A 21,059-nucleotide genomic window follows, 5' to 3' on the forward strand; every position below is an offset into this window, starting at 1 on the left:
TTGGCGGAGGGGAACCGCATGGCGACATTGCCAAAGCGGGGGAGCTGGGTGCTTGCATCCCGTGCTGCCGGATTCGTCCCGGGAGAAACCGTCCCGGGGCGGTACAAGAAGATGCGCTTCCGCGGTTCAAAGGGGCGGCAGATCGTCGCTCCACCGAGGTCACTGGGCTTCCCGGCCCCTTGACTAGGCAAGCGGGGGCGGGGAACCTCGAACTAGGCACTCTGTCGGTTGCGGCCCGGTGGGTTGAGAACCGGCGGACCCCAACCGAGCACACCCGGCCAAGGAGAGCATCATGAGCACGAAGTTCAACGACATGCTGACGGACCAGATCGGCAACGAGTTCGCCGCCTCCCAGCAATACATTGCCGTCGCTGTCTGGTACGACGGCAAGGACCTGCCGCAGCTGGCGAAACACTTCTACCGCCAATCCCTGGAAGAACGGAACCACGCCATGATGATGGTCCGTTACATGCTGGACCGCGGCATCAGGGCCAGCATCCCGGGCGTCAAAGCGGTGCGCAACGACTTCGAATCGGCGGAGGATCCACTGGTGCTGGCGCTCGAGCAGGAACTCGAGGTCACCGAGCGGATCAAGGAGCTCTTTGCCCTGGCCCGTGCCGAGGACGACCCATTGGGCGAGCAGTTCATGCTGTGGTTCCTCAAGGAGCAGGTCGAGGAGGTGGCCTCGATGTCGACGCTGCTGAACGTGGCCCGGCGGGCGAGCAACCTCTTCGATGTCGAAACGTTCCTGGCCCGCGAGTCGGTGGGGGATTCAGGACAGTCCGGCGGATCGGGCGGGACGCCGGAAGCCGCCGGAGGGGCGCTCTAGGCCAATCCGCAACGGCCGAGGAATTTTCCTTCCCGGGGACACCGAACTGGACGATTAAACCCTTCGCGCGGTGATTCCACGCGCCGGCACAGGCGTGCGGACGCGTCCGCAGGCCTGTACCGGTTCCGTTAAACGGCCAGCGATCCTGCGGCCCCGTCCGGAGAAGGGGGCCGAGGGCTTCTCGCAGCTCTGAAGGGGTTAACAAACGACCAGTCCAGATGCTACTTTTGTCGAAATGGACTTGCTGCGTTGCTAGTCACCGCGGATTCGGCCACGGCCCGGAAGGGGGTGTCTTGGCTCAGGCTCGGCAACGCAGCCCACGGCGCCCGACCCGCGCACCGCCGTCCGAAAGCAGGGACACATGAGCGTTTCACCCCTTATCTGGGGCATCACCATCGTCGCCATTCTTGCCCTGCTCGCCTTCGACTACTTCTTCCACATCCGCAAGGCCCACGTGCCCACGCTCAAGGAAGCCTCGATCTGGTCATCGGTCTATGTGGGGATCGCCATCCTGTTCGGAATCCTGGTCCTGGTCTTCGGCGGGACCACGATGGGCTCGGAGTACTTCGCCGGCTACATCACGGAAAAGGCGCTGTCGGTCGACAACCTGTTTGTCTTCCTCATCATCATCGCCAGCTTCCGGGTCCCGCGCGAGGACCAGCAAAAGGTGCTCCTGTTCGGCATCGTGTTCTCGCTGATCGCCCGGACCGGGTTCATCTTCCTGGGTGCGGCGCTGATCAATTCCTTTGCCTGGGTGTTCTACCTCTTCGGCCTGATCCTGCTGCTCACCGCCGGCAACCTGCTCAAGCCCGGGGACCACGCGACGGACCAGTCGGACAACTTCATCATGCGCCTGGCCAAGAGGTTCCTGCACACGACCGACCACTTCGACGGCGACAAGCTGTTCACCATGCACCACGGCAAGCGGGCGCTGACCCCCATGCTGCTGGTCATGGTGTCGATCGGCGGCACCGACATCCTGTTCGCGCTTGACTCCATTCCTGCGATCTTCGGCCTGACGCAGAACGTGTACATCGTCTTCACCGCCACCGCCTTTTCGCTGATGGGGCTGCGCCAGCTGTACTTCCTGCTCGATGGCCTGCTGGACCGCCTCATCTACCTCTCCTACGGGCTGGCCGCGATCCTGGCGTTCATCGGCATCAAGCTGGTGCTCCACGCGCTGCACGAGAACAACCTGCCCTTCATCAACGACGGCGAACCCGTCCCGGTCATCGAGATCACCACGGGACTGTCCCTGGGCTTCATCATCGGGGTGCTGCTGGTGACGGTGGTTGCCTCGCTGCTGAGCAAGGCGGGCAAGGCGCAGACGGCGATCAACAGTGCCCGGCGGCATGCCGTTGAATTCATGGACCTCGGCTATACCGCCGATCCCGCCGAGCGCGAGCGGGTCTACCGGCTGCTGACGCAGGAGGAGGCGCAAATCCATGCGATGGACCTGAAATACCGCAACAAGGCCAAGGACGTCGACAAGATCCGCGCGCTGGTGGCCGAGGCACACCGGCAGCACGATGAGTACCTGCAGCAATAGCCATTGCCCGCGGGCAGGAATCCGACCAGCAAGGAGAAACGACCATGGACAGCGAAAACCCCTTTGGCGCAACACCTACCATCCAGCCGGCAGCGGCAGGAAGCATCGTCGTGGGGCACGACGGGTCCGCGGGAGCGCAGCTCGCCCTGGAGATGGCCGTGGAACTTGCCGGGCAGTTGGCGCTGCCGGTGGTCGTCGCCCGGGCATGGTCCATCGTCACGGCACCGAAGCCGGCACAGTGGACCTCCGGATACGTCCCGCCGTTCGAGGAGTTTGCCGCCGCGGTCAAGGACGAGATGGAGCGCGACGCGCGTCCCGTCGCCGAGAAGTTCCCCGGCGTCGAGATCAGCTACAGCCCGGCGCATGCGCCGGCGCTCAAGAGCCTCGTCGCCATCTCGCACGACGCGCGCATGCTGGTGGTGGGGACGCGCGGGCGCGGGGGACTGAAGGGGATGCTGCTGGGATCGGTCAGCGAGCAATGCGTGCGGCACGCAGCCTGCCCGGTGCTGGTGGTGCGGCCGCGGTCCTGAGGCAGTGGCGCCCGGCCACCGGAGGCCGATCGCCACTGCCTGCCCGTTGCCCCTTCGGGCATGGGTTTTGGTCTCAGGACTTGGGGTTCGGGACCTCGTTGATGACCCGGTAGCCGAGCTCCGCGTCGAAGCCGTGGATCTCCCGGGTGTCCAGCGCCTCCATGAAGGACAGGATCTGACGGGTGAACACCTGCCCGGGGACCAGGACCGGGAAACCCGGAGGGTAGGGGGTGACGAATCCGGCGGAGACCACCTCCTCGCCAGCGGCCACCCGCTCATGGAGCTCGCCGGGCATCAGGTAGCCGCAGGAACCGGTTTTGTAGGTGGTGAAGTAGGCGCTGCGGATGTCCCCGTCGATGGTGTCCGCGTCGCTGCGGAACCGCTGCGCAAAGCGGCTGAAGTCCGGCAGCGGCGGCGGGGAGGCGACCATGCCGGCGACCCTGGCGTCGCGGGCCGCCAGGGCGTGCGGGGACATCTCCGCCCGCTCGGTCTCGAAGTGCTCGGCGAGCTTGAGCAGCACGTCGATCAGGTATGCGACAGCGCTTCGCGAGGTGCCGATGTTGGTCATGAACAGCACCGTGTTCCGGGAAGTCTTGTTGACCTGGATCCCGTGGCGGTCCATGAGGTACTTGTGCTTGAAGGTGTCCCCGTCGACTCCGGTGTTCCCGACGTGCAGGGTCAGCCGGCTGGGATCCATCACGAACTCGTCGGTGCGCCAGGCCTCGTCCATCGCGGCGATCCCGTCGCGCAGCGGCATCGGCCGGGTGGTTTCGCGGAACTCCTCGGGGATCAAGTCGCAGGTGCTCAAGACCCGGAAGTACTTCTTCAGCAGCGGGTTCCGGGCCACCGCCTGGGCCACCGACAGGGCCAGGTAGGCCTGGCGCTGGACCAGCTCGTAGCCCTCCAGCTCCGCCTGCCGCCGGCCGATGTCCAGCGAGGCAAGAATCTGGTAGTTCGGCGAGGTCGAGGTGTGGGTCATGTACGCGGCCTTGAACGTCACCTCGTTCAGCTGCGCGAAGTCCTGGTCAAAGATGTGGATCATCGAGCCCTGGCGCAGCGCGGTGAGCGTCTTGTGCGTGGATTGGGTCGCGTAGACCCGCAACCGGGCGGCCTCCGGGTCCGGGAGCAGCCGGGTGGACAGCCACGCCTCGTCGTCGGCCGGTTCCCCGGTCACCGGATCGAAGAGCGTCGCCCGCTGGGCCTTGGCGGCGGCGATGTAGGCGGGGTCCTTGAAATCGGCAACCAGCTTGGCGGCCGCGGCCATCGCGGTGCGCCGCCGGTAGATCGGGTGGAAGCCGGCGAACGCGAACCAAGCCTCGTCCCAGAGGAAGACCAGGTCCGGCTTGATGGCCAGGCATTCGGCCATGACCCGCTCGACGTCGTAAACGATGCCGTCGAAGGTGCAATTGGTCAGCGTGACCATCTTGACCTGGTCCAGCCGCCCGGCCCGGCGGTAGTCCAGCAGCATCGACTTGATGGTGCGCAGCGGCACCGCCCCATAGAAGGCGTACTCGTTCAGCGGGTAGGCGTCCACGTAGGCGACCTGCGCGCCGGCGAGCATCAGCGCGTAGTGGTGGGACTTGTGGCAATTGCGGTCGGCGATGACCACGTCGCCGGGGGCCAGGATCGACTGGTGCACGATCTTGTTGGCCGTGGAGGTGCCGTTGGTGACGAAGTAGGAGCGCCGGGCACCGAAGGCGCGGGCCGCCAGCACCTGGGCGTCGCGGATGGTGGAACGCGGCTCCAGCAGCGAGTCCAGCCCGCCGGAGGTCGCGGAGGTCTCGGCGTGCAGCAGGTTCATTCCGTAGAACTCGCCCATGTCCTTGATCCACCGGGAGTTGACCACCGAGCCGCCGCGCGAGACCGGCAGCGCGTGGAAGACCGCGGCGGGCTTGCGGCTGTGGGCCTGCACGGCGTCGAAGAACGGGGTCTTGTAGCGTGCCGCGACCCCGCCCAGCAGGGACAGGTGCAGTTCCATGGACTCCTCGCGGCGAAAGAGCCGCGCAAAGCGCCGGTTCGCCAGCCCGGCCAGTTCCTCGATGGACACGTCCGCCACCAGAAAGAGGTCCAGTTCCGGGCGCAGTTCCTTGAGCTTGTCGGCCAGCGCCAGGATGCGTGCCTTGGGCGGATAGGAGGCGATCGCCGGATCCAGGAAATTGTCCAGGTACCGGCGCAGGTCCTCTCCCGGGGTGTGGCGGGCGGTGACCCCGAATCCGGGGCGCAGGATGCAGGCCTGGATGGTGGGGTTCAGCAGCACCGCGATGATCGCGTCCTCGAGGGAGGGGACCACGTTGATCTGGTAGGTGAAGGCGTCCGAGTCCCGGCGCTGGGCGGCCATCTCGGCGACGAGTTCCTCGCGCACCGTTGCCGAGATGTCATCGATGACCAGCACCTCGAAGCGCGGGCGGCGATCGGCAACGGCCGGGACGGCCGCGTCCAGCGGTTCGTCCAGCGGTTCGGCCGCGGGATCGGGGTCGGGCAGTTTGGCATCGAGCTCGTGCCGGAAACGGGCGAACCCGCGGGTCACGGTCTCGATGAGGGCCAGTGCCGCGGCGAAGTCGGCTTGCCGGATCCGCGTCGCGAGCTCAAGCACGTGCGCCTTGCCGGGAACCGCCCAATAGGTCTCCACGGCCTCCAGGACGTGCAGCTGGCGGGTGACCTCGGCCAGCAGGCCCGGCTCGACGGCATGTTCGCCGCCGCCCGGATCCGTGGGGGCTTGAAGCTGCTTGGCCGCGTAGCCCAGGTACTCCCAGGCGTCGGTGCGCAGCCGCCAGACGCTGGAAGGTGTTGCAAATTGGTCGTGCTCGATGATCGCCATGGGCGCTGTCACTGCTGTTCCGTTTCTCGAAGGCGTGCCCAAGCGGGCCTCGCGGGTAGAGCTCAAGCTGGTGCTCCCGGGACTCCCGGGGCGGAGGGATGGGGTTTTTCGCGCGGGGGGACGGAGAAAAGCGGCAGGTAGGACTGTCGCTCGGCATGGTGCTCGGCGGCGAGCACCGCGGAAACCGCATCGAAGGCGCGCAGCGTGGCAAAGAGCTTCGCGGCGTCCTGCGGGTAGGGCCATGCGGAGAGCTTCACGGCCACCACCTGGGCGGGGCGGTTGATGTAGATCATCTGTCCGTGGATGCCCAGGGCCAGCAACACGTCGTTGCCCGCGTAGGGGAACCACATCTGGTTCCGGTACATCCCGCCGGGCATCCGGTTGTCGCCCGGGCTGTTGGTGAACGCGGCCCGTGAGTCCGGGGCCCCGGCCAGCGTCTGGGAGATCCAGGAGCGGGAGAGCACGCGCTCGCCGGAGGGCGCCACCCCGTCATGCAGGTACAGCGAACCGAAGCGGGCCAGGTCCCGCAGCGTGGCGTTGATGCCTCCGTCGAACATGCCGGTGCCGAACTGGTCGGTGCCGATCGAGGCGTTGTGCTCGGCGCCGAGCTTGCCCCAGAGCAGGTGGGAGAGCAGCATCGGCATGGGTGCCCGGGCCACGGCCTCGCAGACCCAGCCGAGCATGTCGGTCTCGCAGGACCGGTACTCGAAGACCCCGCCGTGCCCCCATTTCTGCCGCAGCGTCTTGAGGTACGGGTACATCCCCACCGGTCCGGGGCGCACGGACGGGGCCCAGCCGATCGCCTCCTCCAGCATCCGCACCTCCGCGTGCGGATCGAGGTATTCCTCGGAGAACGCAATGCCCGAGCGCATGTCCAAGAGGTGCCGCACCGTGGCCCCGGCATAGCCGGTGCCGGCCAGCGCCGGGATGTAGTCGGTCAGCGGAGCCGCGGTGTCCAGCAGCCCCGCATCATGCAGCACCCCCGCCACCGTTCCGACCATCGACTTGCTCACCGACATCAGCAGGTGCTCCGTGCTCGGGAGCATCCCGCCGAGGTAGGACTCGGCGAGCACGTTTCCGCGGTGAAGCAGCATCCAGGCGTCGGTGTTGGTTTCCGCCATGACCGAGGCCACGGTCATCGGCGGCTCGCCGGGGTAGGCGGCGGGCAGCACGATGGGACCCAGGTCCCGGGGCGCGCACGGCAGCACCGACACCGGGGTGGTCCCGCGCGAGATCAGCGCGGTGGGCAGGAACTCGGAGATGTGTTGGAAGGACCAGCGCAGGTTGTGCGGCAGCTGCCAGTTGCCCACTCCCACGCCCGCGGCGGGGGCGCCGTACCCGGGGTCAGTTCCCAGCACGGCTGCCCCCGCCGCCGGCGGCGCCGCATCGGTGCGGCATCAGGGACGCCGCCGGTGTGCGGCGTCCGGATTCACGGGTGTTACCAACGCGACTGCACCCCGATCCCGGTGCCGTCCGCGTGGACGTTCACCTCGACGACGCCGTCGGAGCGAATCTCCTGCTCCAGCACGGCGCCGCCCAGCGGCAGCCCGGCGAAGCCCGCCCGGATGGAGTCGATGAAGTGCCGGGCGCGGATGCTCAGCTGCCGCGACCCGTTGCGCTCGACCTGCAGTCGCCCCTTGGTCACCAGGATGCCCAGGTCCCCGCCCTTCCAGCGGTAGTCACCCGGCCCGTAGACGCGCAGGAAGAACGCCTCGGACTCGTTCTGCAACATGTGCCAGTCCATGGCGGCGCGGCCGAAGACCAGGGCGCCGTTGGCGTCGAGGTGGTACTGGCCGGTGGCCGGGGTGGCGGTGAGCAGCTCGAGGGTCTCGGAGGTTTCCTTGATGACCATCTGGCTCCACACATCGGCCCCGGAGAGCGCTTCCCAGCGCTCGTTGATCTCCTCGATGTCCAGCTCGAATTCCACGTCCATGTACTCGAGCAGGTGGAAGAGGAACAACGGGACATCGGCGTAGGCGCCTGCGGTGACGTTGGTGATGGCGCTGGCCCCGGAAATGCGCGGGTTAAGTTCGCCGAGGTAGACCTCGTCGGAATCGGTGTCCACCAGCACGTCGACCTCGAAGAAGCCGCGGTAGCCTTCCTTGGCCAGGCGGTCGCCCATGCGCTTGACCAGTTCCGTGGCCCGGGTCCGCTGCGAGTCGGTGAAGACGTCGGGGTGCATCTCGTTGCCGCACCAGCCCCCGGGGTACGGGGTCAGATCCGCGTGGCCCGCCAGCTCGGTGAGGAACGGGCCGACCAGGGTGCCCGAACGGGTCAGCACCGCCTCGACGGCCACCGGCAGGTTGTTGATCCGGCGCATGATCTTGATTTCCTCCCCGACGATCCCGGAGCCGTGCTTCTCCCAGTCCGCCTCGGAGTTGATGAAGAAGGTGGTCTTGCCCGAGTCCCCGTAAGGTGTCTGGACGACGAGTTCGTCGCCGAGCCCGGCGGCATCGGCGGCCGCGCGCAGCGTCTTGTAGTCGCTGCCGGTGCCCAGCACGTTGGGCACCGAGGACACCCCGGCCTCGTTGCCCAGGACGGTGGTGGTGATCTTCGAGTCGAGCCGGTGGCGCAATGCGGCCGAGGGCAGGATCAGGTCGTAGCCCAGCTCCTCGCAGATCTGCTCGGTCTCCGTGTCGAAGAAGACCATCGCGACCTTGGGACGCACCCCGGGACGCAAGTCCTTGGTCATGCGGGCGCGGACCTCGGGATTCAGCAGCAGCCAGTTGTTGATTTCCTCGCCCGAGCCGAACTCGCGGTAGGGCTTGTGCGCGGGGGTGAAGACCCGTGGGTGGGCGCCGTCCCAGGCGTCGTAGTAGCTGACGTAGGTGAAGTTGCGGACCCAGCGGTCCAGGCCCAGCAGGTTGAACGGGGTGGCTCCGATGAAGAAGATCGGTACGTCGTTGGTGCGGAAGAAGTGGCGGACCTCGGAGATGTTGCGCAGGGTGTGCGGGAGGGTCGGGCACGGAACGGTGGAGGCGAAGGCCGCGTCGGTGCCGACGGTGGCCTCGGGGGCCTCCGGACCGGAAGGGGTGGCGCGCGGCATCGGCTCCGCCACCGGGGTTGCCGGCTTGGTTTCTGCGGTGCCGATGGCAGGGGTTTGTGGCTTGGTGCTCGGGGACGTTGCCTCGGGCGTGAGCGCCGCAGTGTCGATCGACGCTGTGGCGGCAGCTCGTGCCGGTGCCGTCGCGGCAGGCGTGGTCGCAGCCGGTGTTGCGGCGTGGCCCGAGGTAGAAGCCGGGGTGCCGGGGACCGCTGGCGCCTTGGTGGTGGTGTCGCCGGTGGTCGTCGTGGTCCGGGGCAGGGCCGCGGCGGAACCCGGGGAAGCAGCGGTTTCCGTGGGCTTGGTTTCCGTGCTCTTGGCCTCGTCGCTCGGGCCGGCGAAGATCGGCGAGGTAGCGGGCTTCGTGGTCGTTGTCGCTCGCGGGGGCACGGCAAGGGCCGGTGAAAGCTTGGCGGCGGGCTTCGCCTCGGTGGTCTTGGGCTCGGCGGGCTTGTCTTCGCTGGCCTTGGCTGCCGAGGGCTTCAGACCGGTGGTTCTTGCGGAGGACGTCGTGGCGGGTGCCGTGGCGGGCTTGTCTTCGGTGGCCTTGGCTGCCGAGGGCTTCAGACCGGTGGTTTTTGCGGAGGACGTCGTGTCTGGTGCCATGGCCCTTGCCGTGGCCGGCTTATCTGCGGGGGCCTTGGCCGCGACCGGCTTCACGCCGGCAACCTTGGCTGCCGGCGTGGTCGCGGTCCTTGCAGCGTTGGGCTCCGCTTTGGCGGCCTTTGCTGCCGCCGGCTTCTGGGCTACTGTCTTTGCGGCTGCGCCGGTCCGCGACGCCGACGATTCCGTGGCCTTCTTCGCTGCCGCTGCCACGGTCTTGGCCGCCGTGGTTCGTGTCGTGGGAGCGGCCCCGGGCGAGGTCTGCGCCGCAGATTCGGCGGGAGTGGCCTTGGACGCTTCAGGGGTCTTGCCGGTCACGGGTGTGGCCACCCGCTGGTCGAGCTTGCTTGGCTGGCCGATTTTCTTGCCGGTAGTGTTCGCGCGTGCGGTCATGGCCCTACTCCTTTGTTGGGGGAAGAGGTCGAATCCCGTGGTGGAGGACGCCTCCGGCGTGCCCGATTCCCGCATGCAGCGCGCCTTCAAGCGAGAAGCACGGCGGCCATCAGGCAAAACCGTGGACATCGTCCTCCGCGTCGGGCCCGGGGCGGCTGCCCAGGACCTTCCATTGCGGATTCACCCTTTCCTTCGTCAAGTCCAGCCAACGTAAGTGGGGCAGGTGAACGACGTGTGTACGACAGGTGTTGGTCTCGTGCGGCGGATTTTGCCACCCGTGGCGCAGACCCGGGCTGTCCCGGGCCGGACGCTGCCCGGGATGCGGGCAATATTCCGGAAAAACGTCCTCCGACGTGGGGTGACGTGGGCCTCATGGGCGTCCCGCCGGTGCGCCTTCCGGGGTGTGGGGGGAGACCGGCCGAGATGGAATCGATGTGTCGTCGGCGGAATCGAGGATGGTTAATAATCCGTAAGAATTCCGAATGTGACCTGTGGCAGGCCTGAAGACACTCGCGGGAAAGCCCGGCGCCGGTACGGACCTGCCATGCCATGGGTCGAACGGTGGGGGCGCCGGCTACCTGCCGGTGCGGAGCCGATTGATCAGGTCGCGCGGATGCGCCGCCGCTTCGGTGATGCCGAGGAATGCGTGCGTGATCAGGCGCTCGCGCACGACCAAGGTGCTGCGGACGTGGAGCAGCTCGCCGTCGAAGCCGAAGGTCGGCAGGCCGCACGCGGTGGCCAGCACGAAGCCGGGATCCGAAAGCAGCGGGTAGGGCAGGTGCAGGCGTTCGGCGGCCTCGCGCTGGTAGTCCGTCTCTTGGCTTGACAGGCCAAGGACACGGTAGCCGATTGACGCGAAGTCGGCGGCGAGGTCGCGGAATTCGCAGGCCTCCGGGGTGCAGCCCTTGGCGTCGGGAACCAGCGACCACTCTGGCGATTCCACACGGTCCGGGCGCCCGGTGCGCGGATAGATGAACAGCACGAAGGAACCGGTGGCGAAATCCATCGGCCCCATGGTTTCCCCTGTGGTGGACGGCAGGGAAAGCAACGGGAATTGCTCTCCGACCAAGTGCTCGGCGGGGAAGGTTGTGGGCATGTCCATCATCTTCCCACGCCGGGCGCCGGCGCAGCCGTTGACGGCTTGCCTGCCACTGCCCCCACCACACGGCTTGGTGCCTCCGGAACCTGCGCCCGGCCAACCTCCGGCCGCGTCGAACACCTGCTTCCTGCGAATTTCCCGGGGAAAGTCGATTCCGTCGATATTTCCTGTTCAGAACCTGTGCCCCGCTCCTAGACTGGCCACAGCCGCAACCGGCCACCACGGGTACGTCCGTGATGTCGGTTTCGGCGTTCCCCACGCCGGGGCGTGTCAACGGATGGCCCCGGCTCCAGCCCGGTCCCATCCGTTCCAGGGCCACCGGGCCGGATGATCTGTCCAACCAGATGCAAGGAGCGAACATGTACAGCGACGGAACGCTGAGCCCGATGAAATCCCCGACGGCCAAGCTCAATCGCCTCTTCGAGGACTCCGGGAGGGAGGTCTTTGCCAAACTGGACCTGCTCCAGCTCTCGGGCAGCACCAAGGAGCGAACTGCCCACAGCCTCATTGAATCCCTCATGGCTTCCGGGCGGGTTCAACCCGGGGGCCTGATCGTGGAATCGACCTCCGGGAACCTCGGCATCGCGCTGGCCCGGCAATCGGTGGTCCGGGGCATCGGGTTCGTGGCGGTCGTCGACGAGAATGCCAACCGCTCGGCACTCGAGATCATGCGCGCCTACGGGGCCAGGATCGAGCTGGTGCCAACGCCGGCCGACGGCAACAAGCTCGCCGCACGGCGGCAACGGGTCCAGCAGCTGCTGAACGATATCCCCGGGGCGGTGACCACCAACCAATACGGATCTCCCGCCAACCCGGACGCGCACTTCAACACGACGATGCCCGAGTTCATGGAGGCCGTGGGCGGGCGGCTGGACATGCTGTTCGTGGCCACCAGCACCACCGGCACGCTCCTGGGCTGCCAACGGTACCTGCGCCAACACCATCCGGAAACCACGCTGGTGGCCGTGGACGCCGTCGGTTCGGTGTTGTTCGGCGGCGAGGAAGGCCAGCGGCGCTTCCCGGGGCTGGGCGCCGGCATCGTGACGGAGCTGTCCCTGCAGGCGGACCCCGACGTAGTGTGCAGGATCGAGGAGATCGAGATGGTTCGCGGGTGCCGCAAGCTGGCCCAGCGCGAGGGGATCCTGGCAGGCGCCTCCACCGGTGCCATCGTGGCGGCCATGGAACGGCACATGCCCGGCCTCGGGGAAGGCTCGCGCATCGGCTTCCTGGTCCACGATTCGGGCGTGCCGTACCTGCACACCGTCTATGACGACGACTGGGTCCGCAACAACCTCGGCCACGAGCCGGAACCAAGCACCCTGGACCAGGTGCAGGGCACCAGCACCCGATGACACGCATAGCCTTCATCGGGGGAGGGCCCAAGGCCCTGTTTGCGCTGCTGGAACTGAATGACCGATGTTCCCCCGGGGGAAGCGAAGGCCCGGTCGTCGATGTCTTCGACCCCTACCCGCCCGGTGCCGGGCGGGTCTGGCAGGCCGGCCAGCCCAGGCACGTGCGGTTGAACGTGGCGGCGGGCATCATTGACGCCACATCCGCCGAAGGAGACGGATCCTTCGCTTCCTGGGTGGCCCGGGTCGAGCCCCGGTACGGCACCGAACCCTACCCGCCCCGGGCCGTGGTCGGCAGGTACCTGCAGGAGCGGTTCCGGACCCTGGCCGAAACCGCCAACTTCCCGCTGGCCCACGTCCCGGCCCGGGTCACGGGCGTGGCACGCGCCGGGGATCAATGGGAAGTGGCCAGCGACGCCGGGACCGGGTTCTACGACGAGGTGGTGCTGGCGACCGGCCACGGGCTGCCCGGCGAGGCCCCCGGGCCCCGGCTTGCCGGCGCGCGCAACCCGGAGGCACTCATCGGGGACTACGGCGCGCTGGGGGAGGCAGCCGTCCCGGCCGGAAGCACGGTCCTGGTCCGGGGTGCCGCACTGACCGCCTACGATGCGGTGCTCATGTTGACCGAGGGCCGCGGCGGGCACTGGATGCCGATCGAGGGGGCCGGCGGCCCGACGCTTTGCTATGTCCCAGCCGGCCGGGAACCTGGAAAGATCACCATGGGATCGTTGAGCAACCTGCCCATGGAACCCAAGCCCGCGCAGGTGCCCGAAACGATCAACCGGTGCCTGGACGCGTACCGGGACCAGGTCCTGGCGTGGGGCGCCGGCCTCGCCTCCGGCCCGGGCGGGCCCGGCGCCCGATACACCGGGCTCTTCGGCGTCCTGCTGACCTGCGCCATGGAATGCGCGCAACTCTCCGGGGCACCGGCCACGCCCCTGGCCCTGTGGCGCACGGCCCTGACCGGGCGGGCGGAACCGGGACGCGGCACCGAAACGGCCGCCGAACACCTGCGCCGCAGCATCGCGATGAACCGGGGGCACACGGTCCCGGGCACCGAGTGGATCTGGGGCAGGGTCTGGTCGGGGCTGTATCCCCAGCTGGTCCGCGCGGTCTGCCGGGTGCGCTGGGACCCCGCGCAGGCGCGGGTCTTCCGGCGCGTGGCCAGGTCCCTGGAGCGCCTGGCCTTCGGGCCTCCCGAAATCACGGCCTTGAAGCTGCTGGCGCTCTTCGACTCCGGACTGCTGGAACAAGGCGTATTCCCGCCACACCAACCGGCCGGCACGCTGGTCATCGATGCGGTCACCCCGCCTCCCGGTGTCTTGGCGGCCCCGGCACCCGGCGGAGCGGCCTTCTCGCCCGTGATGGCGGGCCTGCTGGCCGCCGGGGAGGTTACGGTGCGCGCGGGGGAAACCGGGTTGTTGACCGACACCGATGGAACTTGCCTGGATGCACGCGGAAACCGCAACGAATCCCTGGCCGCGCTCGGACGCCCCACCGAGGGCCCGACGCTGGGCCACGACACCCTGAACCGCTCGCTGCACGACGAACCTGTGCGGTGGGCCCGACGCATCGCAAGGCAACGGCTGCCCCAACACCTTGGAGAACGAACATGAAACCCCTGATGCACGGAACGCTCCCGCTCACCGCCCGCCTGGAACCCTGGATGGAGGCCCTGCTCGCCGACCCCGCCGGGTGCCGGGAACTGATCGACGCCTACGGTTCCCCGGTGAACCTCCACGACTTCTCCGCGCTGGGGCGCAACGCCGACGAGCTGCGTGCCGCGGCCGCCGGGCACCGCGTGGATTTCCGGGTGTACCTGGCGCGCAAGGCCAACAAGACCATCGGCGCCATCGATGCGGCGGTGGCTGCGGACTGCGGGATCGACGTGGCCGGCTTCCACGAACTCGACCAGGCCCTGCGCCGCGGCGTGGACCCGGCCCGGGTCATCGTCACCGCGGCCGTGAAATCCCGCGAGCTGCTGGAACTGGCCCTGGACAACGGCGTGGTGGTGAGCCTGGACAACCGTGACGAGGCCGAGGACCTCCTGGAGGTCGCCTCCGCCCACGGGGTGCGGGCCAGGGTCGCGCTGCGCCTGGCCTCGGCCAACCCCCTGCTGCCGCCGACCCGCTTCGGGCTTCGGGCGGATCACTGGCTCGCGTTCCTGGGCGGGCACCACGACACCTCCGGACTGGAGGTCGCCGGGATCCACTTCCACCTCAACGGCTACAGCGCCGAACATCGCGCCCTGGTGCTGGCCGAATCCCTCCGGCTCGTCGATGCGCTGGCCGGGTTGGGGCATGCACCGGGATTCATCGACATGGGAGGCGGCATCCCGATGTCCTACCTGGACGACTCCGGGCAATGGACGGCGTTTTGGGAGGCGCTCGCCGGCCAGCCCGCCGGCAGCGAGGACATCACCTGGAAAGCCGATTCGCTCGGGTCCGTGGGGACGAACCCGGGCACCGGCGTCTACCCCTACCACCAGGAGCTGGTCCGCGGACCGTGGCTCGATGCCGTCCTGGGCTCCCGGCCCGCCGGAGCCTCGGAAACCATCGCCCAGCTGCTGGTGGCACGGAACCTCCAGCTGCGCTGCGAACCGGGGCGTTCACTGCTGGACGGGTGCGGCCTGACCCTGGCCGCGGTGGCCTTCGGGAAGGAACGCAGCGACGGGGTCCCGCTGCTGGGCCTGCACATGAACAGGACCCAGTGCCGCTCGACCTCGGCGGACTTCCTGCTGGACCCGATCCTGCTGCACGCGTCCGGGCCGCGGCGGGCCCGCGAGCCGTTCAGCGGGTTTTTGGTGGGTGCCTACTGCATCGAGGAGGAGCTGATCCTGCGCCGGCGGTTCGAGTTCCCCCAAGGGGCCGCCCCGGGGGATATGGTCGCGTTTCCCAACACCGCGGGCTACCTGATGCACATCGTGGAAAGCGCCTCGCACCAATTGCCGCTGGCGGTGAACCTGGTCCGGGAGGGGAACGGTTGGGTGCCCGACCTGATCGAGGAGCGGGTGTTGCGCGCCTGAGCCCGGGGGCGCTATTCCTGCCCGGTGCCTGGCGTGTGCACGATGGATTGCGCGGCTCGGCGGTGCCGGCGCCAGCGGACGGACTTGGAGGTCGCGAAGGTGGCCAGGGTGGCGAGGAAACCGAGGATTCCGCCAAACCAGGAGCCGAAGACCAGGGAGATTCCGCGCAGGTCCAGGCCCTTGCCCTCGGCCAGGCCCGGGACATAGGGCGGCGGGAACACCGCCCCGACGGCCAGCCCGGCGAAGAGCCCGTAGACGATCGAACCGAGGCATCCCAGGAACATGTACCAGTCCAGTGCCCTGGCACCGCGGCGCACGTGCATGTGGATCCCGATGGCCACCAGCGGCAGTGCCGCGGCGAGGCAGAGCACCCAGAAGGCGACGAGCTCGAAGTCGTTGTAGTCCATGGCTGCCGTTCCCCGTTCCTGGTAGGCGGTGAAGGGGCAATCCTATCCGGGCCGCCGCAGGGAACCGGCGGCTCAGTCCGGCTGGTGCGGGAGTGTGCCGAAGAGCGGCAGCAGCACCTCGTCCACGAAGCCCGCGAGCGTGCCTTCGTCCAGCGCTTCCCCGCGAAAGAGGAAGTGGTTGCGCAGCAATGCGGCCCCGACCTCCAGCCGGGCGGGGGTCACCGCTCCGTCCGGGACCTGGCCCCGTGCGCTCGCGCGGCCCAGCACCTCGGCCATCAGCTGGCGGTTCCTGCCCTGGGAGCGGGCCCGCAGCGCCTTGCTGCGTTCGGCATCCGGAAGCGCCTCGGCGAGCATCCCGCGCATTGCCTCCCCGGCCGGGCCCCGCAGCGCGGTCGCGCCCAGGCGGAGGGCCGCGAGCAGGTCGCCACGCAGCGCGCCGGTGTCGGGCAGGGACTGCGGGGAAGGTGCCAGCGTGTAGACGGCGTCCATGACCAACGCCGCGCGGGTCTGCCACCTCCGGTACAGCGAGGCCTTGCTGGCACCGGCCCGCTTGGCGACCGCCTCCATCGTCAAGGCCGGGTAGCCGTGCTCGGACAGCTCGGCCAGGGCCGCGGCGAGGATGGCCTCTTCCAGTTCCTGGCCGTGCCGGCGCGGCAGCGTGCGGTGGTCCGGGGGCTGCGTTTTCATGCCGTGGCCGCTGCCCGCGCCGCGCGGGTGATGCGCCCGCGCGTCCCGTCCACGGTGACCTGTTCCCCGTCGGAGATCACCGCGGTACCGTTTCCGGTCCCCATGACGGCGGGGATCCCGTACTCGCGCGCCACGATCGCCGCGTGCGAGGCCACGGAGCCGGTGTCCACCACCACGGCGGCGGCCCGCCGGAACAGCGGCGTCCAGGCCGGGTTGGTGTAGGGGCACACCAGGATCTCGCCGTGCCCCAGCCGCTCGAAGTCGGCGGCGTCGCGGATAATCCGGGCCACGCCGGTGGCGGTTCCCGAGCCCGCCGGGGTGCCGGTGGCCACGGCATCCGAGGCGGCCGCGGCGGGGAAGAACACCGAAGCGTCGAACATCGGCACGCCGGCGAGCTCGGCGCGCTTGGCCGTGCGCGCCCTCACGGCGGCACGCAGCCGCTCGGCCTGCCCGGCGGGGATGGCCGCGGCGTCGAAGATCCCGGTGAGTTCCTCCCAACGCAGGTGGAAGACCTCCTCCGGTGCGTGCAGCACCCCGGCTGCCTGCAGCCGGGCCCCAATCTGCAGCAGCGAGCGGCGCAGCACCGGCAGAGCGGCGGTGAAGTAAAAGTGGGTGTCCTCGCGGAAGGCCACCGCTTCCCGGGCGGCCTGGACCCAGGCGCGGGCGAGTTTGGCCAGGCTCGGGCCGCGCAGCAGCCGGTGTTCCAGCAGCTTCTCCAGGGCGGTGGCGGAGCGCGAATCCGCTGCGGCGTCCGCGGCCGGGGCGCTGGCCAGGGACAGCGCCATGCCCAGCACGATCTGCGGGGACTCGGCCAGGGTCGGCGGGCTGACCAGCAACGGGGAGGTGGTTTCGCGGCGGCCGAACTCGGACAGGAACGCTTCCAGCCGGGCGGCGAATCCGGAGAGCCGCGGATCCCGCGACAGCGCGAGGGAAACCTGTTCCGCGTCGAGTCTGGTGAGTGCCCCACGCAGCTGCGGGTCGGCCCGCAGCTCGTCGGCAAGCCTGGCCAAGGCCTGGCTGGAATCCTCGGTGCGGGTCCTTGCGCCGCCGAGCAGGTCGGCGACGAGCGTGCGGCGGCCCAGCACGGCGGTGAGCCCGACCAGTCGCGCCAGGGCAAGCCCGCTTCCGGGCAGGTAGTCGATCCGCAGGTCCCGGCAATAATCCTGGGTGGCCATGGCCGGGGCCGGCACATCCAGGAGCGTGGCCCAGGGCAGCGCCGCAAGCTCGAGGGACTCGAGCACGTCGACCTCGGCGATGAAGGCGGCCTGCCGGGGATCGGCGGACCAGTTCGCGGGCTTGAAGCGGTGGGCCTTGCGGGCCAGCTTCGCCGGGGTGAGGAGCATGCGCGGGGTGGGGCGCGGGGACGGCGGGACCAGGGCAACGACCACCCCGTCCTGCTCGCGCAGGTAGTTGGTGAAGGCGCCCTCCAGCCCGAAGTGGTGGGCGATCTCGCGCATCATCTCGGCCGGTCCGTGGGAGACCTGCGTGGTCATGTCCAGCGGGTAGGGCCGCACGGGAAAGTACTCGGCCAGGATTGCGCCCTGCAGGCGGCCGAAGCGTCCCAGGGGTGCGGTGGGCACGGGCAATGCGGTCATGGGCCGGGCCTGCACGATCCAGGTCTTGCCGCCGGAGATCGCCCATTCGATGTCCTGCGGGCGTCCGAAATGCTCGGCGATGGTGCGCGCATGCCCGGCCAGGGACGCCAGTTCCTCGGCGGTGAGCAACGCGCCGTCCAGGTCGGTGCCGCCGGCCGGTGCCGCGTCCCGCGTCGCCGCCGTGTGGGCCACCCCGCCGCCAGCAGTCGGGCGGATGGCGACCTCGCCGCGTCCGGGCTTCCATTCCAGCAGCTTCCCGCCGGTCTCAAGCACATAGTGGTCGGGGGTGACGAGGCCGGAAACCACGGCCTCGCCCAGTCCTGCGCCGGCGTCGATGAGGATCCGGTCCCGTGCCCCGCTGAGCGGGTCCGCGGTGAACATCACCCCGGCCGTGTCGGATTCGACCATCACCTGAACCACCACGGCGATGCGGACCTCGTCCGGGCTGATCAGGCGCTGGCGCCGGTAGTCGACGGCGCGGTCGGTGAACAGCGAGGCCCAGCAGCGGCCCACCGCATCGAGGACCGCCTCGGCCCCGACGACATTGAGGTAGGTGTCCTGCTGGCCGGCGAAGGCGGCCCAGGGAAGGTCCTCGGCCGTGGCGCTGGAGCGCACCGCGACCGGGACGCTGTCCCCGAGCCGGCGGTAGGCGGCCGTGACCGCCTGGCCGATGTCCTTGGGCATCCCGGTGGACAGGATTGCCTCGCGCAGGGCCGCCGGTGTGGTGCCCGGGTCCGTGAAGAGCGCCTGCAGCCCGGCGAGCTGCGCGGCCTGCGCATAGGCGTCTGTGGTGAGAACGAATCCGTCGGGCACGGGCAGCCCCGCGCGCATCAGCTCGCCGAGGTTTGCCGCCTTGCCGCCAACCGCGGGGAGGTCTGCCGAGCCGAACCCGGCCAGCGGTGCAACGGCCACGGGGCGGGAATCCGTCGTGGAGCCCATGTTTTCTCCTGGGGAAGTGGTCCTGCGCCGCACGGCCGGAACCGGAACGTGTTAGAGAACTATGCGTTCTCTAAATGTAGACCCCGGGACCGGATGGATGCAACGGCCTGGCCCAGGGGTTCCTGCCCGTTCCAGACAGGGACCGATCGCGGGGTGTTTTCCCGTGCCGTTCAGCGGACCGGGCGGGCGCGGCCGATGGTGATGCCGCCATAGGAGATGCGGCCGGTTGCCTGCAGGGTGTCACCCGGTTCGCCACCGAGTAGCGGCGGCGGTGGTGCTGCGCACGGTGCCGTGGACAGTTTCCAATTCCAGCCGGAAGGTGCGATGCCCTCGCGGAAGCGCAACTTCCCGGGAGGGCGATGATGGTTCCGCGGCCCGGGGGTTCCGCGGCCTGGAGGTCATCGCTAGGCTGGCGGGCATGAGCGATACCGTGTTCCCTCCCTTCCGTGTCACCCCGGCCGCCATCTTGCAGCTGGCGGCACTCGGCGGGACCGTGCGGATCGATGTCGAGACCGGTGGGTGCTGCGGAAGCACCTACGTGTTCTCCCTCGAGCCCGGCGGGCCGCTCGATGTCGTCTATGGTTGCCCGGGCGCCGAACTGGTCGTCAGTGACAGGGCGGCATCACTGCTGCCCTCGGCGACGCTCGACTACAACGCGCGCATCAAGCCGCCGCGCTTCAGGGTCATCGGCAATCCGAACACCCCGAATCGCTGCCCTTGCAACCGTTCCTTCGGCACCCAGTGGCCGGGCAAGAGGCAGGAAGACTGCCGGTCTCGGTGTGTCATGCCGTGGGATGCACCCGAACCCTGACACGAGTCCGGTTTCCAGGCAACGGGGGTGATGCCGGGCCTGGCCGGTGCAATTCTTCCCGCATGACAATATTCGTACTGAGCGACCAGGAGACGATCAATGGGGTTCTGCTCACCGAAGGGCACATAACGGTCTGGGTTGCAGAAGCCGAGCGCGGATACGAGGTGCAGGCCCTCAAGAAGAGTGGGCGCGGTCGACCCGGTCCTGGTGCCCTGCCGTCACAGGTGGTCCCGGTGTGGTTGACCGTAAAGGAGCTTGCGGCCATTGACGCCTGGGCAAGGAATGAACACAAGACCCGTTCCCAGATCATGCGCGAGGCGTTGGCGGTGTACTTGGACTGAAGGGCCGACTTGAAAAACTTGCCGCCGCATTGCACGGCGTGGCAGAAATTGGCGGGGCATGGTGAAGACTTGGGGGACACCCGTGATCGACTGAAGGAAGCACATGATCAACCTCAAGCAGGACGCCGAAGGATTCGTGCGGATGAACCGGCACTTTCCCGAAAAGATGACCCTGATGGTCACCTTCGCCGACGGGACCCAGGAAGAGGTCAGCGGCCGCCGGATGAATGAGCTCTATGATGCGGCCCTGGCAGATTTCCGGCTGGGGAACAACATGGACGCCAAGGGCTTTTCGCGCTCGCCGGTGAAGATCCACCGCAAGAACGCCGTCGGGTTCGTCCAGGTCTCACCGGGTCTCACCAAGTAGTCGAAAGCCCGGGCGGGGTGGGTCGTCGGTCCCGGGCAACGTCGCCGCTGCCGGGGCCGCGAGTTACGGGAGGTCCAGGGAGACCACGGCCATGAAGCCCCGGCCGGAAATTCGCGGGGAGTCTTCTTCGCCGCCAATGACGGTGTCACGCAATTGAAGTGGCCCTTCGGTGTCGGCGTGCCGCACGACGGCCTGGCCCTGCAGCAACACACCGAACTGGGCGCCGAACAGATGCTGCTCGCGCTTCTTGGACAGCTCCACGATGCGCACGCTGCCCCGCACCGCTCCGGCCCGGGTGATCAAGTTCAGCGCCAGCACCTCGCCGGTGGGCAGCGCGGCGGTGACCGCGCTGCCGCCGGAGAACCTCAAGGGCCGCAGCGCCTCCACCGCTTGGGCGGTTCCGTCGACGGTCAACTCGAGCAGTTCCCCGGCGATCACCGTGAGCGTGCGGTCGAACCCGTCGTAGGGGGTGAACTCCCCGGCACGCTCGATGGAAGCAACGCTCAGGCGCCAATCCCACCTATTGCCCTCGGCGGGCAGCAAGCCCGCATCCGGGCCCAGCCTTCCGGCAACGATTTCCCGCACCTCGCCGTGTGCCCATTTTCTCTTGGCGGAATCGGCAAGGTGCAAGACGGTGCCGGTGGCCAGAGCGCGGTTCGTGGTAGTCATGGTAA

At 68.7% G+C, this 21,059-nt stretch carries 17 protein-coding genes; 9 read left to right on the forward strand and 8 right to left on the reverse strand.

The window, feature by feature from the left end:
* The first annotated feature begins 292 nt into the window (after positions 1–292).
* From FPY90_RS19350 to FPY90_RS19360, 3 genes are all read left to right on the forward strand, one after another.
* The gene (locus FPY90_RS19350; protein WP_071215557.1) at positions 293–829 is read left to right on the forward strand and encodes a ferritin; all 537 of its coding nucleotides are present in this window, start codon (positions 293–295) and stop codon (positions 827–829) included.
* 361 nt (positions 830–1,190) lie between these two features.
* Positions 1,191–2,378 carry a TerC family protein gene (locus FPY90_RS19355; RefSeq protein ID WP_498682838.1) on the forward strand — a complete coding sequence of 396 codons (1,188 nt, stop codon included), beginning with the start codon at positions 1,191–1,193 and terminating at the stop codon, positions 2,376–2,378.
* 44 nt (positions 2,379–2,422) lie between these two features.
* Positions 2,423–2,908 carry a universal stress protein gene (locus tag FPY90_RS19360; protein ID WP_071215559.1) on the forward strand — a complete coding sequence of 162 codons (486 nt, stop codon included), beginning with the start codon at positions 2,423–2,425 and terminating at the stop codon, positions 2,906–2,908.
* A 73-nt stretch (positions 2,909–2,981) separates the two neighbouring features.
* Here the strand turns inward: FPY90_RS19360 and FPY90_RS19365 are convergent, their stop codons facing one another.
* The 4 genes from FPY90_RS19365 to FPY90_RS19380 all read right to left on the reverse strand — a co-directional run bounded on the left by FPY90_RS19365 (position 2,982) and on the right by FPY90_RS19380 (position 10,861).
* Positions 2,982–5,726, reverse strand: a complete 2,745-nt coding sequence (locus FPY90_RS19365) for an aminotransferase class I/II-fold pyridoxal phosphate-dependent enzyme (protein WP_498685626.1) — start codon at positions 5,724–5,726, stop codon at positions 2,982–2,984.
* 62 nt (positions 5,727–5,788) lie between these two features.
* Positions 5,789–7,084, reverse strand: a complete 1,296-nt coding sequence (locus FPY90_RS19370; RefSeq protein ID WP_498682840.1) for a serine hydrolase domain-containing protein — start codon at positions 7,082–7,084, stop codon at positions 5,789–5,791.
* An 80-nt stretch (positions 7,085–7,164) separates the two neighbouring features.
* A complete protein-coding gene (locus tag FPY90_RS19375) occupies positions 7,165–9,765 on the reverse strand; it encodes a biotin carboxylase (RefSeq protein WP_498682842.1) in 2,601 nt (866 codons plus the stop codon).
* A 574-nt stretch (positions 9,766–10,339) separates the two neighbouring features.
* Positions 10,340–10,861, reverse strand: a complete 522-nt coding sequence (locus tag FPY90_RS19380; protein WP_498682844.1) for a peroxiredoxin — start codon at positions 10,859–10,861, stop codon at positions 10,340–10,342.
* 362 nt (positions 10,862–11,223) lie between these two features.
* Here FPY90_RS19380 and FPY90_RS19385 point away from each other — a divergent pair, with 362 nt between their 5' ends.
* From FPY90_RS19385 to FPY90_RS19395, 3 genes are read left to right on the forward strand one after another with little or no spacing between them, the layout of a single operon-like run.
* On the forward strand, positions 11,224–12,216 hold the full coding sequence (locus FPY90_RS19385) for a pyridoxal-phosphate dependent enzyme (protein ID WP_498682845.1): 993 nt from the start codon (positions 11,224–11,226) through the stop codon (positions 12,214–12,216).
* On the forward strand, positions 12,213–13,829 hold the full coding sequence (locus tag FPY90_RS19390; protein WP_498682847.1) for an FAD/NAD(P)-binding protein: 1,617 nt from the start codon (positions 12,213–12,215) through the stop codon (positions 13,827–13,829). Before FPY90_RS19385 ends, FPY90_RS19390 begins: the two co-directional genes overlap by 4 nt.
* Positions 13,826–15,238: an alanine racemase gene (locus FPY90_RS19395; RefSeq protein WP_498682849.1), complete on the forward strand. Its 1,413-nt coding sequence runs from the start codon at positions 13,826–13,828 to the stop codon at positions 15,236–15,238. The genes FPY90_RS19390 and FPY90_RS19395 overlap by 4 nt, the downstream gene beginning before the upstream one ends.
* An 11-nt stretch (positions 15,239–15,249) precedes the next feature.
* Here FPY90_RS19395 and FPY90_RS19400 read toward each other — a convergent pair whose 3' ends face one another.
* The 3 genes from FPY90_RS19400 to FPY90_RS19410 form a co-directional block, all read right to left on the reverse strand.
* Complete coding sequence (locus FPY90_RS19400) at positions 15,250–15,645, reverse strand: hypothetical protein (RefSeq protein WP_498682850.1); 396 nt, start codon at positions 15,643–15,645, stop codon at positions 15,250–15,252.
* A 72-nt stretch (positions 15,646–15,717) separates the two neighbouring features.
* A complete protein-coding gene (locus tag FPY90_RS19405) occupies positions 15,718–16,332 on the reverse strand; it encodes a TetR/AcrR family transcriptional regulator (protein WP_498682852.1) in 615 nt (204 codons plus the stop codon).
* Positions 16,329–18,866 carry a PEP/pyruvate-binding domain-containing protein gene (locus tag FPY90_RS19410; RefSeq protein ID WP_498682854.1) on the reverse strand — a complete coding sequence of 846 codons (2,538 nt, stop codon included), beginning with the start codon at positions 18,864–18,866 and terminating at the stop codon, positions 16,329–16,331. The genes FPY90_RS19405 and FPY90_RS19410 overlap by 4 nt, the downstream gene beginning before the upstream one ends.
* Positions 18,867–19,284: 418 nt before the next feature.
* Here FPY90_RS19410 and FPY90_RS19415 point away from each other — a divergent pair, with 418 nt between their 5' ends.
* The 3 genes from FPY90_RS19415 to FPY90_RS19425 all read left to right on the forward strand — a co-directional run bounded on the left by FPY90_RS19415 (position 19,285) and on the right by FPY90_RS19425 (position 20,385).
* Positions 19,285–19,677 (forward strand): HesB/IscA family protein, encoded by a 393-nt coding sequence (locus tag FPY90_RS19415; RefSeq protein ID WP_498682855.1) that lies wholly within the window; start codon positions 19,285–19,287, stop codon positions 19,675–19,677.
* A 62-nt stretch (positions 19,678–19,739) separates the two neighbouring features.
* The gene (locus tag FPY90_RS19420; protein ID WP_498682857.1) at positions 19,740–20,018 is read left to right on the forward strand and encodes a ribbon-helix-helix protein, CopG family; all 279 of its coding nucleotides are present in this window, start codon (positions 19,740–19,742) and stop codon (positions 20,016–20,018) included.
* Between the two features lie 103 nt (positions 20,019–20,121).
* Positions 20,122–20,385: a hypothetical protein gene (locus FPY90_RS19425; protein ID WP_498682859.1), complete on the forward strand. Its 264-nt coding sequence runs from the start codon at positions 20,122–20,124 to the stop codon at positions 20,383–20,385.
* Between the two features lie 63 nt (positions 20,386–20,448).
* Here FPY90_RS19425 and FPY90_RS19430 read toward each other — a convergent pair whose 3' ends face one another.
* A complete protein-coding gene (locus FPY90_RS19430) occupies positions 20,449–21,054 on the reverse strand; it encodes a HutD/Ves family protein (protein WP_498682860.1) in 606 nt (201 codons plus the stop codon).
* Positions 21,055–21,059 lie beyond the last annotated feature (5 nt).

This window comes from Arthrobacter sp. C2, assembly GCA_024207135.1.
Lineage (GTDB): Bacteria > Actinomycetota > Actinomycetes > Actinomycetales > Micrococcaceae > Paeniglutamicibacter.

What these genes read in the sequence shown, in the direction of transcription:
- FPY90_RS19385 (WP_498682845.1), top strand. Translation starts at nt 11,224, where the DNA reads ATGTACAGCGACGGAACGCTGAGCCCGATGAAATCCCCGACGGCCAAG.
- FPY90_RS19405 (WP_498682852.1), bottom strand. Translation starts at nt 16,332, where the DNA reads ATGAAAACGCAGCCCCCGGACCACCGCACGCTGCCGCGCCGGCACGGC.
- FPY90_RS19395 (WP_498682849.1), top strand. Translation starts at nt 13,826, where the DNA reads ATGAAACCCCTGATGCACGGAACGCTCCCGCTCACCGCCCGCCTGGAA.
- FPY90_RS19410 (WP_498682854.1), bottom strand. Translation starts at nt 18,866, where the DNA reads ATGGGCTCCACGACGGATTCCCGCCCCGTGGCCGTTGCACCGCTGGCC.
- FPY90_RS19380 (WP_498682844.1), bottom strand. Translation starts at nt 10,861, where the DNA reads ATGCCCACAACCTTCCCCGCCGAGCACTTGGTCGGAGAGCAATTCCCG.
- FPY90_RS19355 (WP_498682838.1), top strand. Translation starts at nt 1,191, where the DNA reads ATGAGCGTTTCACCCCTTATCTGGGGCATCACCATCGTCGCCATTCTT.
- FPY90_RS19420 (WP_498682857.1), top strand. Translation starts at nt 19,740, where the DNA reads ATGACAATATTCGTACTGAGCGACCAGGAGACGATCAATGGGGTTCTG.
- FPY90_RS19390 (WP_498682847.1), top strand. Translation starts at nt 12,213, where the DNA reads ATGACACGCATAGCCTTCATCGGGGGAGGGCCCAAGGCCCTGTTTGCG.
- FPY90_RS19365 (WP_498685626.1), bottom strand. Translation starts at nt 5,726, where the DNA reads ATGGCGATCATCGAGCACGACCAATTTGCAACACCTTCCAGCGTCTGG.
- FPY90_RS19430 (WP_498682860.1), bottom strand. Translation starts at nt 21,054, where the DNA reads ATGACTACCACGAACCGCGCTCTGGCCACCGGCACCGTCTTGCACCTT.
- FPY90_RS19350 (WP_071215557.1), top strand. Translation starts at nt 293, where the DNA reads ATGAGCACGAAGTTCAACGACATGCTGACGGACCAGATCGGCAACGAG.
- FPY90_RS19360 (WP_071215559.1), top strand. Translation starts at nt 2,423, where the DNA reads ATGGACAGCGAAAACCCCTTTGGCGCAACACCTACCATCCAGCCGGCA.
- FPY90_RS19415 (WP_498682855.1), top strand. Translation starts at nt 19,285, where the DNA reads ATGAGCGATACCGTGTTCCCTCCCTTCCGTGTCACCCCGGCCGCCATC.
- FPY90_RS19400 (WP_498682850.1), bottom strand. Translation starts at nt 15,645, where the DNA reads ATGGACTACAACGACTTCGAGCTCGTCGCCTTCTGGGTGCTCTGCCTC.
- FPY90_RS19375 (WP_498682842.1), bottom strand. Translation starts at nt 9,765, where the DNA reads ATGACCGCACGCGCGAACACTACCGGCAAGAAAATCGGCCAGCCAAGC.
- FPY90_RS19425 (WP_498682859.1), top strand. Translation starts at nt 20,122, where the DNA reads ATGATCAACCTCAAGCAGGACGCCGAAGGATTCGTGCGGATGAACCGG.